The organism is Cellulophaga omnivescoria (genome assembly GCF_001999725.1).
In the GTDB taxonomy this organism is placed as follows: domain Bacteria; phylum Bacteroidota; class Bacteroidia; order Flavobacteriales; family Flavobacteriaceae; genus Cellulophaga; species Cellulophaga omnivescoria.
The window spans coordinates 79,275-97,103 of record NZ_MDDP01000024.1 but is presented as its reverse complement, the minus strand read 5'-3'; the positions used below and the strand labels follow the sequence as shown (position 1 = coordinate 97,103).

Genomic DNA, 17,829 nt, shown 5'->3' with positions numbered 1-17,829 from the left:
GTAATGGTTTACTACTTTTACTTTTATGATTAAAGAAATTGCATCTGTAATTATTGTGCTATTAGTGGTTATATTTTTTATAACAAAATCTAAGTATATGCTGTCTAAGAAAAGGGCAGCCAAAAATTTAAATGCTTTTTTAAAGGCAAATTATGGTACTACTTTAAAACACACAGATTTACACAGGTTTTTTAATACGGCAACAATGAATCCTAATTGTTTTAAAGCTGTAATTTATGAAGTTGAAAATCCAAAAATAGAAATGTATTTAACTTTTGATGCAAGTAAAATTGCAGATCAAAAAGATGTTAAATCTATGTATCCAGACGGGTTATCTTTTCATCAATCTTATATACAAAAACAAGAAGTAGTAGCATCACAAGCTATAATAGATGATAAAATGATAGCTCTAGGAGTAAGTTTAGAGTGGGGTTATGATGTTATTAAACTAACTTTTAACAAAGAATATACAGAAACAGAGATAGCACAAAAAGAGCAGTTTTTTTTGGACTTGTTTTGTAAAGAAGACACCGATAAATTTGGTTATTATCACAGTTTTAAATTAGAACTAATTTTTTGTGAAACCCAATATCCAAGCCTATTACATTTTGTAGAAAAAGACAACGGTGTTTGGTTTTTAAAAGACATTAGTTTAAATGAAAATGATGCAACTTTTAAAGAAACTAGAGATGCTATTATTCTTAAAACTCAACATTATTTAAAAACATTAAATCCTAAATTAAAATTACACAACTACTATGGTACATATGTAAATAAAACAGATTTTAACAGGGTTATTTATGTAGAATATACAGAGAATATTAGAACCGAAAAAGAACTTAAAGAAGCAGAAAAAGGAGTCTACATATCACCAGTAAATGGCTATGTTGTTGTGTATTGGAACTTATTTAAAAAGCAAGCACAGCATATTGCTTTTGTTGCATTAAAAGAACATTTATCTTTGAAAGAAATTTTAGTGTACCAAAAAGAAAATTTACTATCAAAATAGTCTAATTTGGTTGCTTTTTAGCGCAATAAGTATATAAAATTGTATATTGTAACTTACAATTTTTATAATACTTTCCAAACCATATATGTTGTTAAAAAAAATAGCAGCCTTTTCATTTTTTTTATTGTGTTTTGTTTTAAAAGCACAGGAGTTTCCTCCAATAAGCATTATAACACCACAAGAATACGCCGCAGAGAATCAAAACTGGGACATTTCTCAAAATCAAGATAATTTAATTTATTTAGCCAATAATGGCGGTTTGCTAGAATATAATGGCGCAGATTGGAAACTTTATGCCGTGCCTAACAACTCCATTGTACGCTCTGTAAAAGCTATTGGAAGTAAGATTTTTACTGGTAGTTTTATGGATTTTGGATATTGGCAGAAAAATGCTTTAGGAGTTTTAGAATATTATTCATTAAAGGAAAGTTTAAATCTTCAGTTATTAGACGGTGAACAGTTTTGGAACATAGAAAAAGTAGATGGTTGGATGATTTTTCAATCGCTCTCAAGAATATATTTAATCAACTTAGAAAAAAAAGAAGTAAAATGTATAAATGCCAAAGGTACTATTGGCAAAATGATATATGTAAACAATACATTATATTATCAAGAATTGGGTGTTGGTTTGTTTAAAATAGAAAATGAAAAAAGGAAACTAGTTAACAACAGTAATTTTTTTAAAGAGAATAAAATAATTACCATTTTTAAACAAAATAACCAATTACTTTATCTTACTGAAAACAATGGTTTTTTTACTATTACCAATAATTTACCTGTAAAATGGCAATCTATATTAGATACAGAGAAATTAAGTATTTACAATGCTATAAAACTACAAGATAATAGTATTGTGTTGGGAACAATATCTAATGGAGTATATTTTTTAAATAAAGATGGTTCATTTAATTACAAGTTAACAAGACAAAAGGGTATTAGTAATAACACAGTACTTTCTTTATTTCAGGATAGTTATAAAAATATATGGTTGGGTTTAGATAATGGTATAAATTTTATAAATAACTCGTCCAGGTTTAACGTATTTACGGATAATGATGGTCAGTTAGGAACGGTGTATACATCTATTGTACATAATGGATATATGTATTTAGGAACAAATCAGGGTTTATTTTATAAAGATGTAACCAAACAAACTAATTTTAGTTTCATACAAGGTACAAAAGGGCAAGTTTGGATGTTAAAAACTATAGATAACACCCTTTTTTGTGGGCACGATAAGGGAACATTAATTATAGATAATAATACGGTTATAAAACAGATAAGTAATTCTCCGGGTACTTGGGATTTTAAACCCATTAATAAAGATAAAAGCCTTGTTTTACAAGGTAATTATAATGGCCTGCACGTACTAAAGAAACAAAACGGAAGTTGGGAGTATAAAAACCGGTTAGAAGGTTTAAATATGTCTAGCCGTTTTTTTGAAAACATAGGGAATACCATATACGTAAATCACGAGTTAAAGGGACTTTATAAATTAAAGGTAGATGCAGATTATAAAAAAGTGCTTTATAAAGAATATTTATCTGTTTCTAAAGAGGGTAGTGGTTCTAATATTATAAAGTTTAACGGCAATTTACTTTACTCATCTTCTCAGGGTATATTTACATTAAAAAATAATGAGTTTGTTAAAGACTCTATTTACACTAATCTTTTTAAGGATTATAGTAGTTTAACTACATTAATGAAAATAAAGGAAGATAGTACCAAATTATGGCGCTTTGCAGATGATAATATTTCTATTTTAAACTTTGGAAGCATAAGCAATGAACCTAAACTTACAAACATACCTGTAGCTCGTAATTTAGTGAATAGCGTAGCTGGTTTTGAAAATATGACTCAGGTAGGAGGTATTGGTTATTTAGTGGGTACATCTAACGGTTACTTACTTTTAAATAATTTAAATACAGCAAATACAGAAAACCTAAATATAAATATAAATGCAGTAGAGGTTTATAAAAGAGATGAACCTAAAATTAGGATAAACTTACAAAAGAATAGTGCACTTAAAAACAAGCAAAACAATATCGTTTTTTATTATAGTTTTCCTTTTTTTAATACAATTGTAAAAAATGAGTATCAATATCAATTAAAAGGCTTGTCTAACAAATGGTCTAATTGGTCACAAAATACGTCTCAACTTTTTGAAAACTTACCTTACGGAGAATATACATTTAACGTTAGGGGAAAATCTGGTAACAACATAACAAACACGGTCAGTTACACTTTTACTATAGATCGTCCTTTTTACCTTTCTAATTTAGCAATTGCAATATACATTTTTGCTTGTGTTTTACTTTTTAAGCTAATAGATGTGTATTATAAAAACAAACAAAAAAGAGCATTGTTAAAAACGCAACAAAAACTCTCCAGAAAAGAGTTAGAAAACAAGCAGCAACTTACCCAGCTAAATAACGAAAAGTTAAAGCTAGATATTGAGAATAAAAATAGAGAATTGGCTATCTCTACAATGAGTATTATTAGAAAGAATGAATTTTTAAATACGATTAAAAAAGAACTTATAAAAGCTAATTTAGGTAACAAAGTATCTTCTGTAATTAAAATAATTGATAAAAATATTAACAATACAGATGATTGGAAACTATTTCAAGAAGCATTTAATAACGCAGACAAGGATTTTTTAAATAAAATAAAAGCAAAGCACAGTGCACTTACTCCTAACGATTTAAAACTATGCGCGTATTTACGTTTAAATTTGTCATCTAAAGAAATTGCCCCTTTATTAAATATATCTCCTAGAAGTGTAGAGGTTAAACGATATCGTTTGCGTAAAAAAATGAATTTACCCCATGAAACTAGTTTAACTAGTTATATTTTGGAATTATAATACTACTACATTTTTAAATTTCACCAATACATTACCACAACATTAACAATTTTAGCTAATATCTAGTTTTAATTTTGTGTTATTTTCTTACAAGCCAAAACACCAGTAAAATCAAGGTGTATATTATGATATCAACATTTTTTACTGTGTTTTTTTGCGGTGTATGTTTTTTGTAGTGTCTCAAATTAAGAATTTCTTAACATTACTTTTTAAATTTGAGAGTACAACAAAAACTATTTTATGAAAACAAAACTTAGCTTATTATTTACCTTTTGTTTTTGTCTCGTATCCTTTGCACAACAAAACAATGTTTCGGGTACAATTACAGAACAAGGAACAGGTTTCCCCATTCCTGGAGTAAGTATAATTATTAAAAATACTATTAAGGGAGTGGTATCAGATTTTGATGGAAATTACACCATTACTAATGTGCCAGAAAATGCAATTCTTCAGTTTAGTTATTTGGGGTATGTTACCCAAGAAATTAAAATAACTAACCAACAAACGTTAAATGTTGTTTTAACAGAAGACGTTTCTAAGTTAGATGAAGTTGTTGTTATTGGTTATGGAGGCCAAAAAAAGAAAGACATTACAGGAGCCGTTTCTATTGTAAGTTCAGAAACAATAGAAGAACTTAGACCTGTAGATGCAGCACAAGCATTACAAGGTACATCTGCTGGTGTATCTGTAACGGCACCATCTGGTTCTCCTGGTGGGCAATTTAATATTACTATTAGAGGTGTAAACTCTAACGGAGACAATGGTCCTTTGGTAATTATAGATGGTTATAAAGGAGATTTAAACAGTATTAATCCAAGTGATATTGAGTCTTTTTCAATATTAAAAGATGCACAAGCTGCCATTTATGGTATAGAAGGTGCAAACGGAGTTGTACTTGTTACTACTAAAAGTGGTAGAAAAAACTCTGCGCTTAAAATTAGTTACAACGGTTATACTGGTATACAACAAACTACCAGACAATTACCGTATTTAAATGCAACAGAATACGCATTGTTATTAAATGAGAGCTATGCTGCAAATGGTCAAGATTTGCCGTATGCAGATGTAAGTAATTTAGGCACTGGTACAGATTGGCAAGATGAGTTGTTTGAGTCTGCACCAATTACCAACCATAACATATCACTTACAGGTGGTGGCGAAAAAAACACCTATTATTTTGGTGGTTCTATTTTAGAGCAAGATGGTATTATTGCTAGTGATAAATCTAATTTTACTAGAGCAAACGTTAAAGTTAAATTGGGTTTTGATGTTACAGATAAATTAAAATTTACCACATCTGCTAACTATTTTAATAATGTTAGAAAAACAATAGGAGAAAATGCATTAGGGTCTCCTTTATTTAACGCGCTTAACTATGCACCAACGTACACTTTAGATCAAGAAGATGCATCAGGCTTTTTAGGTAATGAGGTTATAAACCCTTTATCACAAATAGCAAATACCTACAACAAGTATAACGGTAATTCTATAGAAGGTACTTTTCAGTTAGATTATGAACCTTTAGACGGATTAAAAATTACTTCTCGTATAGGTTTAAAATCATATAATGATACGCAAAAATCATTTGCACCAATTGTAAACTATGGTTCTGGTAAAGTTTTTAATACAGACCGTAGTAGTGTTACACAAACAAAAAACACCAACAACTCATACACTTGGGACACTTTTATTACTTACAACAGGACTTTTGCAGAAAATCATAACGCTACAGTTACTTTGGGTACAAGTGCACAAAGAGCTTGGGGAGATAATTTACAAGGTACCGGTTTTGATGTGCCTAACAACTCTTGGGAGTTTGCAGACATATCATTAGCAAATGGTTTAAGCGAAGCAAAATCTACAAGTTCTTATATTTATGATTCTAGATTATCATCATTCTTTACAAGGTTACAGTATGATTATAAAGGAAAATATTTACTTTCTGCAATGGTGCGTAGAGATGGTACATCAGACTTTTCACCAAGTAACAGAATAGATTATTTTTCTTCTGCTACAGCAGGTTGGATAGTTTCAGATGAAGCTTTCTTAGAAGATTCAGACGTTATAAACTTTTTAAAGCTTAGAGCTAGTTATGGCTCTTTGGGTAACAATGTGGGAGTAGATCTTTATAGAGCATTACTTAGTGGTGAGGCTACTTATGTTTTAAATAATGGTTTAGTAACTGGTACAGCAAACGGAAGAATTCCTAACCCTGAAGCTACTTGGGAAACTGCAGATAAATTAGATATTGGTTTAGATTTAAACTTGTTTAACAATAAATTACAGTTTACTGCAGATTATTTTGTAGAAGACCGTAATGATTTATTAATAGCAAACTTTCCTGTGTCTGGTATATTGGGAGCTTCTGCTCCTGGTGCAGGTTTACCAACGGTTAATGCTGGTACTACACGTACAAAAGGTGTTGAGTTTTTTGTAAACTACAAAGAGAGTTTTTCAGATAACCTATCTGTAGACCTTAGTTATAATGTTACTAAAGTAAATGGCGAGGTAACATCTGTAAACAATGATATTGTATCAGAAGGTGGTTCTTTTAGTGTTGGCCAGCCTGCAATTACACGTATGGAAGTTGGCCAGCCTATTGGTTATTTTTATGGACTTAAAACAGATGGTGTTTTTCAAAACCAGGCAGAGGTAAATGCAGCACCATCACAAGAAGGTTTAGGTTCTGCTGCTGCTCCTGGAGATTTAAAATATGTAGATACCAATAATGATGGTGAAATTACCATTGCAGACAGAACATATTTAGGAAAAGCACAGGCAGATTACATAATGGGACTAAATTTAAGAGTTAACTACAAAAATTTAGATTTTGGAACCTATATGTATGCAGAGTTAGGTAAAGAAATGGTTCGTAATTATGAAAGAGATCAACCTAACATAAACAGATCTAGTCTTTATTTAAATAGATGGACAGGAGAAGGCACTAGTAATACAGTACCAAGAGCAACCATAGGAGCAACTACTAACAGGTTATTCTCAGACTTTTTTGTTGAAGATGCATCTTTTTTAAGAATACAAAATATACAATTAGGCTACACATTACCAGATGAGTTTTTACAAAAAATAGGTGTTAGCAAATTACGTATATATGGTTCTGTTAACAATGCATTTACGTTTACAAAGTACAATGGTTATGACCCTGCTGCGCAAGGCGTTAATCAAAACGGAAATTTAGATGTATTCTCTAGCGGAATTGATTACGGATTTTACCCAGTTTCAAGACAGTTTATTTTAGGTTTAAATCTTTCTATATAAAACAAAAAATATGAAAACATATATAAATAAAACCATCACTAGTTTGTTTGTAATACTATGTGTAATTACAAACAATGCTTGTAGCGATTCTTATTTAGAAGAAGTAGATAGGTATAGTATAGATTCGGAAAATTATTTTAATTCTGAAGAAGATTATTACAATGCTTTAATTGGTGCGTATGACTTATTACAGTCTACGTATGTAAATGTAATTTTAGGCGAAATTGCATCAGACAATACATTAGCAGGAGGAGAAAGCGCTACAGATGTAGTTGGTTTTCAGCAAATAGATGATATGATACATACGCCAGTAAATAGTAATTTAAGAGACATTTGGAACTGGATGTTTGCAGGCGTTAGTAGAGCAAACTTTATACTAGAATTTCAAGATAAAACCGAGTTTGAAGGTAAAAATGTAATAATTGCAGAGGCTAGTTTCTTAAGGGCATATTACTATTTTGAGCTGGTAAAATGGTTTGGTCCTGTGCCTGTTAAAGAAACTCGTTTTGAGTTAGGTGAAGAAACAACGTTACCAAGATCTTCTGTTACAGAGGTATATGCTTTAATAGAAAAAGACCTAAAATTTGCAATAGATAATTTAGAGTATACAGCGCCAGAAGTTGGTAGGGTCACCAAAGGTGCAGCACAAGCGTTGTTAGGCAAAGCTTTTTTGTATCAAGAAAAATTTTCTGAAGCAGCTATTATTCTAGATAATTTAATACAAAACGGGCCATATGACCTAGTAACAGATTACAATACTATTTTTGAAAACAATGGAGAAAACGGAGTAGAATCAGTTTTTGAAGTCCAGTACTCAGATGCAGAAGGTGCAGGTTTTGGTTGTTTACAATGTAGTGAAGGCAATGTAGCTGTAGGTTTTAACGGTATTAGAAATTACTCTGGACCAGAGTTTGACTCTGGGTTTAGCTTTAATGTTCCAACGCAAGAAGTGGTAGATGCTTTTGAAGACGGAGATTTACGTAAAGAAGTTGCTATTTTAGATATAAACGCTTGGGCTGCACAAACAGGTGCTACTTTTAGTACTGGTAATGAACATACAGGGTATTACAACCGAAAATATATTGCTAGAAAAGGAGATTTAAATACCGGAGATCAAAATCTTACAAATCCTAATAATTACAGAGCAATACGTTTTGCAGATGTTTTATTAATGGCAGCAGAGGCCTACAATAGAGGCGGAATTAGTGATACTAAAGCACAGACTTATTTAAACAGAGTTAGGGAAAGAGCCTTTGGAGCACCAAATGATGTTACAGCAACTGGTGTAGCGCTAACAGATGCTATTGCACACGAAAGAAGAGTAGAACTGGTAGGAGAAGGCCACCGCTTTTTTGATTTAGTTAGAACCGGTAAGGCTGCGCAAGAAATTGATGGTTTTACTGAAGGAAAAAATGAAATCTTTCCAATTCCTATTGAAGAAATACAGTTTTCTAATGGTAATTGGCAACAAAATCCTAATTATTAAAAACCATAACTATGAAAATATTTAAATATACATTGCTTCTTTTCAGCTTATTTTTTATAAGCTGTTCAGAAGATGATAATACAGATTACGTAAACAGTATTGCAGCACCAACAAATGTGTCTGCAAAAGTGAGCGTAACACAAGATAATACAGGTGTTGTGAACATTACACCTATAGCAGAAGGCGCTACTACTTATACGGTAGATTTTGGAGATGGCTCAGAAATTATAGAAGCCGTTAAACCAGGTAATACTATAGCGCATACGTATGCAGAAGGTAGTTATGATGTTGTTATCACAGCTATTGGTTTAAATGGTAAAAAAACTACAGTTACACAAACTATAGAAGTTTCTTTTAAATCACCAGAAAATTTAGTGGTAACTATAGAAAATGATGAGGCAGTATCTAAACAAGTAAATGTAACTGCTAATGCAGATTTTGCATTGTCATATAAAGTATATTTTGGTGAAACAGAAGCAGAAGAACCTGTAGAAGCCGCAATAGGAGAATCAATTTCTTATACCTATCAAGAAGCAGGCACGTATACCATTAAAGTTGTTGCAATGAGTGCTGCAATTGCTACTACAGATTATGAAGAAGAGTTTGTAGTTACAGCAATTGTACAACCACTTAGTTCTGCAGTTACACCACCAAGCAGAAACCCAGAAGATGTTATATCTATCTATAGTGCTGCTTATGAAGATGTTGCAGGTACAAATTACTTTCCAGATTGGGGACAAGGTGGCCAAGGTAGCGGATGGACAGAGTTTGATCTTAACGGTGATACAATGTTACAGTACATTAATTTAAGTTACCAAGGTATTGCTTTAGCAGATGGTACTACTATAGATGTGTCACAAATGGAATATTTACATTTAGATGTTTGGACATCTGGTGATGCTACAGATTTAGAAACATCATTAATTAACAATGCGTCTGGTGTAGTTACAGAAGCTCCAGTAACATCTAGTTTATCTGCAGGCGAGTGGACAACTATAGATATTCCTTTGTCAGATTATACAGATCAGGGTTTAACAGTCTCAGAAATTTTTCAGTTAAAATTTGTAGGTACACCGTGGGCAGAAGGTACAGTGTTTATAGATAACATATACTTCTACAAAGCACCATCTAACATACCAACAGGTTTAGTAGGTACTTGGAGACTTGCAGAAGAGGCTGGTTCTTTAGGAGTTGGACCATCTCCAGGAGATATTAGTTGGTTTAATTGTGATGCAGAATGTGTAGCTCTTAGAGCTTGTTATTATGATGATACTTATGTTTTTGGAGCAGATGGTTCTTTTACAAATAATTTAGGGTCTGAGTCTTGGATTGAAGGCTGGCAAGGCGGTTCTGATGCTTGTGGCGCTCCAGTAGCTCCGCATGATGGTTCGTCTGCAGCTACATACACGTATAATGAGGCAGCAGGTACAGTTACTGTAAATGGTACAGGCGCTTACATTGGTTTAGCAAAGGCTAATAACCAAGGAGAATTGCCAAACGTTGCGGTACCAAGTGCTATAACCTATAATGTTTCATTTTTAGATGCTAACACTATTTCTGTATACGTAGAGGCTGGTTCTGGTGTTTTTTGGCAGTATAAATTAGTAAGAGACGGTGCTGTTGTTTCACCAATTGCAGGTACCTGGAAATTAGCAGAAGAGGCAGGTTCTTTAGGTGTTGGTCCTGCTCCAGGTGACATTAGCTGGTTTAATTGTGATGCTGACTGTGTAGGTTTAAGAGCTTGTTATTATGATGATACATATGTATTTGGTACAGATGGTTCTTTTGTAAACAACTTAGGAGCTCAGACTTGGGTAGAAGGATGGCAAGGTGGTTCTGATGCTTGTGGTACTCCAGTAGCTCCGCATGATGGTTCTGCAACAGCAACATACAATTATGATGCAGCATTGGGCACTGTAACAATAAGTGGTACAGGTGCTTATATTGGTTTAGCAAAGGCTAATAACCAAGGAGAATTACCTAATGTAGCTGTGCCTAGCGAAATTATTTATACAGTTTCCTTTATAGATGCAAATACAATGTCTGTTTACGTAGAAGCTGGTTCTGGTGTTTTTTGGCAATATAAATTAGTAAGAATATAAAAAGATAAAAAAATGAAAACAATAAAATATAATATGATTTTCTTTCTGTCGGTATTGCTACTATTTTCTTGTCAGGAAGATGATGCAACTATAGGAGGCATAATTGCTCCGTCTAACGTAACACTAGAGGCGGTTGTTGTTGGTGCAGATGACGCTAATCCTAATGGAGATGGTAGCGGATTTGTAACACTTAAAGCAAATGCAGTTAATGCAATTAGTTATAAGTTTGATTTTGGAGACGGCATAAGTGAAGTGTCTCCTTCTGGAGAAATTACACACAGGTTTAGCGTTGTAGGTGTAAATACATTTACAGTGGTTGTAAATGCTATTGGTACAGGAGGTTTGTCTTCTAGCACATCTGTAGATGTAGAGGTTTTTAGTTCTTTTGATGACCCAGAAGTAAAACAGTTTTTAACAGGAGGTTCTACCAGAACTTGGTATTTAGCAGCATCAGAAGTTGCACATTTAGGCGTTGGTGGTAATGCAGATATAGCTCCAGATGCTTTTTGGTTTCCTTCTTTTTTTGCTGCACAACCGTTTGAAAAATGTGGCATTGAAATTAGCAATTGTTTGTGTGATGATGAGCTAATATTTTCACTAACTGCAGACGGACAATTAACCTATCAATTAAACAATAATAGTGGTACTTTTTTTAATGCTAGTCACCAAGATATAGTAGGGCAAAATGCAGGTGAAGATGCTTGTTTTGAGTTTGATACTTCTGGTACAAGTATAGTTTCTTTAGCACCAACTAGTATAGACTGGGAAACTGTTCCAGATCCGGATTTTAGACCAAGAGGTACGGTGATGAACTTTTCTAATAATGCTTTTATGGGATATTATGTTAGCTCTTCTTCTTATGAAATTTTAGAGATATCTGATACAGAAATGTATGTAAGAACACAAGATGGTTTAAGCCCAGAATTGTATTGGTATCATAAATTTCAAACTAGTCCAGCAGAAGACTCTTTTCAGTCGGTTTTTACAAACTTAGTTTGGTCTGATGAGTTTAATGATGATGGTGCACCAGATGCAACTAAGTGGGGTTATGACTTAGGTGCTGGTGGTTGGGGAAACCAAGAACTGCAAACATATACTAACGACCCTAAAAATGTTATTGTAGAAGACGGGTTATTAAAAATTACTGCAATTGCAGAAAATGGTGGCTATACTTCTGCTAGATTAAAGTCTGAAAACCTAAGTGAGTTTACATATGGTAGAGTAGAGGTAAGAGCTAAATTGCCTGCTGCACAGGGTACTTGGCCAGCAATATGGATGCTAGGAGCTAATTTTGATGAAGTAGGATGGCCAAATTGCGGAGAAATTGATATTATGGAGCAAACCGGCCAGGATAAATCTAAAACTTCTGGAGCGCTGCACCAACCTGATGCTTTTGCTGGTAATGCGTTTACAAATGAAATAGCCAATGAAACATCTACAACAGAATTTCATAATTATAGTGTAGAGTGGACAACAGCCGAAATAAAAATATTAGTAGATGACACTGTATTTTTAACGTATGCAAACACAAATAGTACACCATTTAATCTAGACTTTTTTATGATTTTAAATGTAGCAATGGGCGGTACATTAGGTGGTACAGTAGATCCTGGTTTTGTTCAGGACTCTATGGAAATAGATTATGTTAGAGTTTATCAATAAAAAATAATATGAAAAAAGTAATTATATATAGTATACCAATTGTTATGGCAATTGGTATACTATCTTGTAAAAACTCAACGCCAAATAATTTTTCTAATAGTTTAAATATAGATCAAAAAGTAGATTCTTTACTTTCTATAATGACTTTAGAAGAAAAAATTGGACAAATGAACCAATACAATGGCTTTTGGGATGTAACTGGTCCTACTCCAAAGGATGGCGATGCAGCTAAAAAATATGAACATTTACGTAAAGGTTATGTAGGTTCTATGCTAAATGTAACAGGTGTTAAAGATGTTAGAGCAGTACAAAAAATAGCAGTAGAGGAAACTAGACTAGGTATTCCTTTAATTATTGGTTTTGATGTTATACACGGATACAAAACAATAAGTCCAATACCGTTAGCTGAAGCAGCAAGCTGGGATTTAGATGCAATTAAAAAATCGTCAGAAATAGCAGCATTAGAATCTTCTGCAGCAGGTATAAATTGGACATTTGCGCCAATGGTAGATATCTCTAGAGATGCTCGTTGGGGACGTGTTATGGAAGGTGCAGGTGAAGATACATACCTAGGATCTAAAATTGCTGTGGCTCGGGTGCAGGGTTTTCAAGGTAGTAATTTAGCAGATAAGGCTACAATTGTGGCTTGTGCTAAGCATTTTGCTGGTTACGGTTTTTCAGAGTCTGGTAGAGATTACAATACGGTTGATGTAGGTACATCTACCTTAAATAATATAATTTTTCCTCCCTTTAAGGCAACTGTAGATGCTGGTGTAAAAACATTTATGAATTCTTTTAATGAGTTAAATGGAGTACCTGCAACAGGAAATGCATTTTTACAAAGAGAGGTTTTAAAAGATAAATGGAATTTTGATGGTTTTGTGGTTTCAGACTGGGGATCTATTAAAGAAATGATTGCTCACGGATATGCAAAAGACTTAAATGCAGCAGCAGAGTTAGCAGCAAATGCTGGTTCTGATATGGATATGGAATCTTATGCCTACGTAGAAGAATTGAGTAAGTTAGTAAAGGAAAACAAAGTTTCTGCAAATTTTATTGATGATGCTGTAAAGCGAATTTTAAAAGTAAAGTACGAACTAGGACTTTTTGATGATCCTTACAAGTATTGTAATGAAGAAAGGGAAAAAGAAGTAACCGGAAGCAAAGCAATTAACGATGCTGTTTTAGATGTAGCAAAAAAATCTATTGTGCTGCTTAAAAACGAAAACAATTTATTGCCTTTAAAGAAAAACGGACAAAAAATTGCTTTAATTGGTGCCTTAGCAGCAGATAAAACTAGTCCGTTAGGTAGTTGGAGAATTGCTGCCGAAGATAGTACTGCAGTATCTGTTTTGGAAGGGATGAAAAACTATACAAACAATACACTTACCTATGCAAAGGGAGCAGATGTTGCTGTAGGTAAAACAGAGTTTGCTTTTGAATTAAAAATAAACACTACAGATAAAAGTGAATTTTCTAAAGCTATAAACACAGCTAAAAATGCAGACGTAGTAGTTATGGTATTGGGAGAGCACGGTTACCAAAGTGGTGAAGCTCGTAGCAGAACAAGTTTAGATTTGCCTGGGGTACAACAAGAACTTTTAGAAGCTGTTTACGCAGTTAATAAAAATATAGTTTTGGTTTTAAATAACGGAAGACCTTTAGCTATTACATGGGCAGATGAGCATATACCTGCAATAGTAGAAGCTTGGCACTTAGGTACACAAACTGGTAATGCTGTAGCACAAGTTTTGTATGGAGATTATAACCCCAGCGGTAAATTGCCAATGACTTTTCCTAGAAATGTAGGACAAGTACCAATTTATTACAACTATAAAAATACAGGTAGGCCATCTACAGACAATCCTGATATTGTTTTTTGGTCTCACTATATAGATGAAAGTAACAAGCCATTATACCCCTTTGGTCACGGCTTAAGTTATACCAAATTTAAATATCGTAATTTAAAGGTAGTTAAGTTGCCTAATAACGAAGTAGAGGTTTCTGTAGAGGTAACTAATATAGGTAGTGTAACGGGAAAAGAAGTTGTGCAATTGTATATTAGAGATTTATTTGCCAGCGTAACAAGACCAGTTAAAGAATTAAAAGGGTTTAAAATGGTAGAATTAGAGCCAAATACAACCAAAAATATTACATTAAAACTAACAAGTAAGGAACTAGGCTTTTTTAACAATAAAGGAGAATTTGTAATAGAGCCGGGTGATTTTAAAGTTTTTGTGGGCGGAAGCTCTTATACCAGTTTAGAAGCAGATTTTACATTGTAAAGTTATAGTTTATAATTATTTTTTAATACCTAAAAAAGCCTCAGTTTATAATAATTGAGGCTTTTTGCTTAAGTAATTAGTAGTGTCTTAGTTAAAAACTATAGCTGTTTTATTTTTTATACTGTAGTTGGCAGCTTCAAATAGTGTTAACCAAACTATTTTCTCTATCCAAAAATCTCCTTGGTTGTCAATGGTACTGTATAGGGTATTTGCATTTAACACCTCTAAATTTTCATTTAGTTCTACACCTAACTTTTTTGCAACGCTTTTTAAATCTGTTAGTAAGCCATAAGTAGAACCAACCATAGCTCCTTGTACAGGATACTCTTCTGTATCAAAAATAACGTCTTCAAAATCTATAGGAATATAATAACCAGCACAATCTGAGTGTACTAAAAGGTGACTATAAAACATAGATGATTCTTCTTCTACAATAGCATCTGTTGCAGGATCTAAATTTTCATCAAAAGGAATAGGAGTCCAATTTTCATCATTCATATGATATGCAAAAAATCGTCTTAAATAATGTAGAAAAGAATACGGAAATCCACCAACCTGTAACGGATCTACATCTAATTTATTAGGTTCTAAATGTGGTTTGTAGCCATTTAATTCTAATAACTTATTTACTTGATCAAATTCAGCTTTGTAAGCCTCATAGCCCTCAGGCTCATTATTTATAAAGTCGGCTAAAATACCGCTGGTAATACTTAATCCCATTTTCTATTTTTTATAACTTATTTTAATCGCAAATTGTATAAATTATAGACTTTTTATCTATTTTAAATTGCTTTTGTTCTTGGGTTACTTCCTGTAACATTTCATATTTATTTACTTGTAAAAAGTTGTGATAATCACTTGTTTCTTCTTCGTAAGTAGCCGCAACTTTTCTTTTGTATTTATAATTATTTAGTTTTTTATTGTATTTATAGTTTTTAGAATTTATTTCATCACTCTTAAATTCTTTATAACCAAAGTTGTAATAAACAGTTTTGGGAGTAAAGTTAATGGCAGACATTTCTTTTATAAATGTGTCATTTTCTGAGCCTGGTTTTGGCAAAGGAGATTTTTCTGTTATTTGATGCTCACTAAAAACTAATTGGTTACCATCTATTAAAACTCTAATAGGCATTTTATTTTCTTCTCTTGTATACTCAAAAATAATAAAGTCATTAAAACTAGTAGTGTTTTTAAAATTGTATAGTGTTATTTTTTGATCTTCAGATTCCTCATAAGACTGGTTAAATGCTAAGGATATTTGTTGGGGCACACTAGCTGTTTTATGCACGTAGGGAAAATCAAAACAATTGGCATCTTTATTAAAAATAGGAGTTAGGTTTATAGGGCTTTTAGTAGTCTTATTGTATGTAATTAATGTTCTATAACTAAACCTATCCCCTAAAAAAGAGGTTTTACTAGAGTCTCCAATACTAGGGTTGTAACGACCGTATACGCTAAAAGGATATTTAGTTTTATTAGGGTTTAGATGTAAATATTTTTCTTTTACAACACGCCAAGTACCTACTTGTACTTCTCCAAAAGAAGCTATTACATATTTGTTATTATGGTAAAGAAATAGGGTTGGACTACCCTCTGGAGACCTATTACCAAAAGATAAACCATAACTACCAAGTAAACCTTCTTCTATGTTTTTATATTGTTTTTCTGTGCTGTATAAAGAGTCCATATTAGTAATTAAGTAACTTTCTCTAAGCTTTGTTAATTTAGTTTCTATAGCAGTGCAATTTTCAAATAATTTAGATTGTAAAAGTTTATTATACTCATTAAAAGTAGTTTGTTTAAGTACTTTAGTAGAGTCTTTTGCATTAAGCGCTGTACAAGATTTTAGTTTTATTTCAAAATCTGCTTGGCTGTCTATATAATCTATATTATCTATACAATTACAACTTGCAGAAGCTTTATTAGTTACAATTTCTTCAATACTTTGTGCACTACTCGTAAATATGGTTGTAAAAAAAAGGAGAATAAATAGTTTTATGTTTTTCATAGAAATTTGGTTAGTGAAGTTATTAGTTGTTATAATTGGTATTGTTTGCTAATTTTTTGTTCTGGATTAACACAGAATAAGTATAAGGTTACTAAAAAAATCCACTCTAAAGGTTTCATTAAAATATAGGTGATATTAGAGCCTATTTTGGAGTTAATTTTTAATGATAAATTATAGCCATACTTATCATAATTTCGTCTAATAAATGAGTGTAAACCAGGAGACATATCTGTAATCATTTCTTCAAAAGCATTTGCAACTTGTAATTGTCTATTTACAATTATTATCCTATTATGTCTTTTTCCTAAACAAATAGGTTTTACAATTTTAGGATTTCCTTTAGCGGCTACAGTGCATAAATAATGACCTTTGTGGTCTAGAATAGGAGGGTGCATTTTTTGTGAAAAAGCCCAAGTTGTAGTTTCTGTAAACACCTTGGTAATAGAGTTCACGTCTTGTCCAAATAGCATTAAAATAATTGTAATTAAGGTAAAAACAGGAATAAACAATAGTAATGCCCAAACGGACTCGTTAAACCTACTAGCTAAAAAGGTATTACAACTATTAAGAAATTTATTTTTATAAGCTTTGTCTTTTGCTTGAATTTTTTCTTCTTTAATTATTTTAAAAAGAAGTCCTACAGCAATAATTAAACTTATAGCAGGTGTAAATACAAATAAGAATGTACCAGAGTTTTCTTTATACATACCTAAAGTTTCCAGGTTATGAGTTGTAATTTGTATGAGTATAGCAGTATTAATAAATAATCCTATTACTAAAAAAACTAAGAAAAAAACAAGGGATAAAGGAGGCAGTTTACGGCCTTTAATCCATATAAAACCAGCAGAGATGTTAAAGAAAATAAAATAAACAATAAGTGTTAATATGTGTTTGCCGCCAAACGGTATGTAACATTCAGAATCTACTGGGTCTATGGCTTCTGTATGCTGGTGTATGTGTGTAAGTAAACCAAGTCCAAAAAGAAGAAAAGAAAGTATGTAGAAAACAAATACAGTAACCTCTAAATTACTTATGCCTTTTTTGTTTTTCTTTATTGCTTTAACAGTAAAAAATATTAGTACAAAAAATAAAACGAGTAATAAAGGGATAATCATTGACATTAGCTTTTCTTTTT

At 32.2% G+C, this 17,829-nt stretch carries 10 protein-coding genes; 7 read left to right on the top strand and 3 right to left on the bottom strand.

The window, feature by feature from the left end:
* Positions 1-25: 25 nt before the first annotated feature.
* The 7 genes from BFJ87_RS11835 to bglX all read left to right on the top strand — a co-directional run bounded on the left by BFJ87_RS11835 (position 26) and on the right by bglX (position 14,686).
* Positions 26-1,009: a hypothetical protein gene (locus tag BFJ87_RS11835; RefSeq protein ID WP_077404694.1), complete on the top strand. Its 984-nt coding sequence runs from the start codon at positions 26-28 to the stop codon at positions 1,007-1,009.
* Positions 1,010-1,094: 85 nt separating this feature from the next.
* The gene (locus tag BFJ87_RS11830; protein ID WP_077404691.1) at positions 1,095-3,875 is read left to right on the top strand and encodes a helix-turn-helix and ligand-binding sensor domain-containing protein; all 2,781 of its coding nucleotides are present in this window, start codon (positions 1,095-1,097) and stop codon (positions 3,873-3,875) included.
* A gap of 240 nt (positions 3,876-4,115) precedes the next feature.
* The gene (locus BFJ87_RS11825; protein ID WP_077404688.1) at positions 4,116-7,151 is read left to right on the top strand and encodes a SusC/RagA family TonB-linked outer membrane protein; all 3,036 of its coding nucleotides are present in this window, start codon (positions 4,116-4,118) and stop codon (positions 7,149-7,151) included.
* Positions 7,152-7,161: 10 nt separating this feature from the next.
* Positions 7,162-8,637, top strand: coding sequence for a RagB/SusD family nutrient uptake outer membrane protein (locus BFJ87_RS11820; RefSeq protein ID WP_077404684.1), 1,476 nt, complete (start codon positions 7,162-7,164; stop codon positions 8,635-8,637).
* Between the two features lie 11 nt (positions 8,638-8,648).
* Positions 8,649-10,739 (top strand): PKD domain-containing protein, encoded by a 2,091-nt coding sequence (locus BFJ87_RS11815; RefSeq protein WP_077404681.1) that lies wholly within the window; start codon positions 8,649-8,651, stop codon positions 10,737-10,739.
* A 12-nt stretch (positions 10,740-10,751) separates the two neighbouring features.
* The gene (locus tag BFJ87_RS11810; protein ID WP_077404679.1) at positions 10,752-12,401 is read left to right on the top strand and encodes a family 16 glycosylhydrolase; all 1,650 of its coding nucleotides are present in this window, start codon (positions 10,752-10,754) and stop codon (positions 12,399-12,401) included.
* An 8-nt stretch (positions 12,402-12,409) separates the two neighbouring features.
* The gene (gene bglX, locus BFJ87_RS11805; protein WP_077404676.1) at positions 12,410-14,686 is read left to right on the top strand and encodes a beta-glucosidase BglX; all 2,277 of its coding nucleotides are present in this window, start codon (positions 12,410-12,412) and stop codon (positions 14,684-14,686) included.
* 87 nt (positions 14,687-14,773) lie between these two features.
* Here the strand turns inward: bglX and BFJ87_RS11800 are convergent, their stop codons facing one another.
* Genes BFJ87_RS11800 through BFJ87_RS11790 form a run of 3 tightly spaced genes read right to left on the bottom strand, consistent with a single transcriptional unit; the run spans position 14,774 to position 17,815 of the window.
* Entirely contained in the window at positions 14,774-15,406 is a 633-nt protein-coding gene (locus BFJ87_RS11800; protein WP_077404673.1) for a hypothetical protein, read from the bottom strand.
* Between the two features lie 22 nt (positions 15,407-15,428).
* Complete coding sequence (locus tag BFJ87_RS11795) at positions 15,429-16,694, bottom strand: hypothetical protein (protein WP_077404670.1); 1,266 nt, start codon at positions 16,692-16,694, stop codon at positions 15,429-15,431.
* A 29-nt stretch (positions 16,695-16,723) separates the two neighbouring features.
* Positions 16,724-17,815, bottom strand: coding sequence for a DUF6688 domain-containing protein (locus tag BFJ87_RS11790; protein ID WP_077404667.1), 1,092 nt, complete (start codon positions 17,813-17,815; stop codon positions 16,724-16,726).
* Positions 17,816-17,829 lie beyond the last annotated feature (14 nt).

Excerpts from the sequence above, each read along its gene's own strand:
- BFJ87_RS11830 (WP_077404691.1), top strand. The coding sequence starts at position 1,095 with ATGTTGTTAAAAAAAATAGCAGCCTTTTCATTTTTTTTATTGTGTTTT.
- BFJ87_RS11820 (WP_077404684.1), top strand. The coding sequence starts at position 7,162 with ATGAAAACATATATAAATAAAACCATCACTAGTTTGTTTGTAATACTA.
- bglX (WP_077404676.1), top strand. The coding sequence starts at position 12,410 with ATGAAAAAAGTAATTATATATAGTATACCAATTGTTATGGCAATTGGT.
- BFJ87_RS11795 (WP_077404670.1), bottom strand. The coding sequence starts at position 16,694 with ATGAAAAACATAAAACTATTTATTCTCCTTTTTTTTACAACCATATTT.
- BFJ87_RS11825 (WP_077404688.1), top strand. The coding sequence starts at position 4,116 with ATGAAAACAAAACTTAGCTTATTATTTACCTTTTGTTTTTGTCTCGTA.
- BFJ87_RS11790 (WP_077404667.1), bottom strand. The coding sequence starts at position 17,815 with ATGTCAATGATTATCCCTTTATTACTCGTTTTATTTTTTGTACTAATA.
- BFJ87_RS11815 (WP_077404681.1), top strand. The coding sequence starts at position 8,649 with ATGAAAATATTTAAATATACATTGCTTCTTTTCAGCTTATTTTTTATA.
- BFJ87_RS11810 (WP_077404679.1), top strand. The coding sequence starts at position 10,752 with ATGAAAACAATAAAATATAATATGATTTTCTTTCTGTCGGTATTGCTA.
- BFJ87_RS11835 (WP_077404694.1), top strand. The coding sequence starts at position 26 with ATGATTAAAGAAATTGCATCTGTAATTATTGTGCTATTAGTGGTTATA.
- BFJ87_RS11800 (WP_077404673.1), bottom strand. The coding sequence starts at position 15,406 with ATGGGATTAAGTATTACCAGCGGTATTTTAGCCGACTTTATAAATAAT.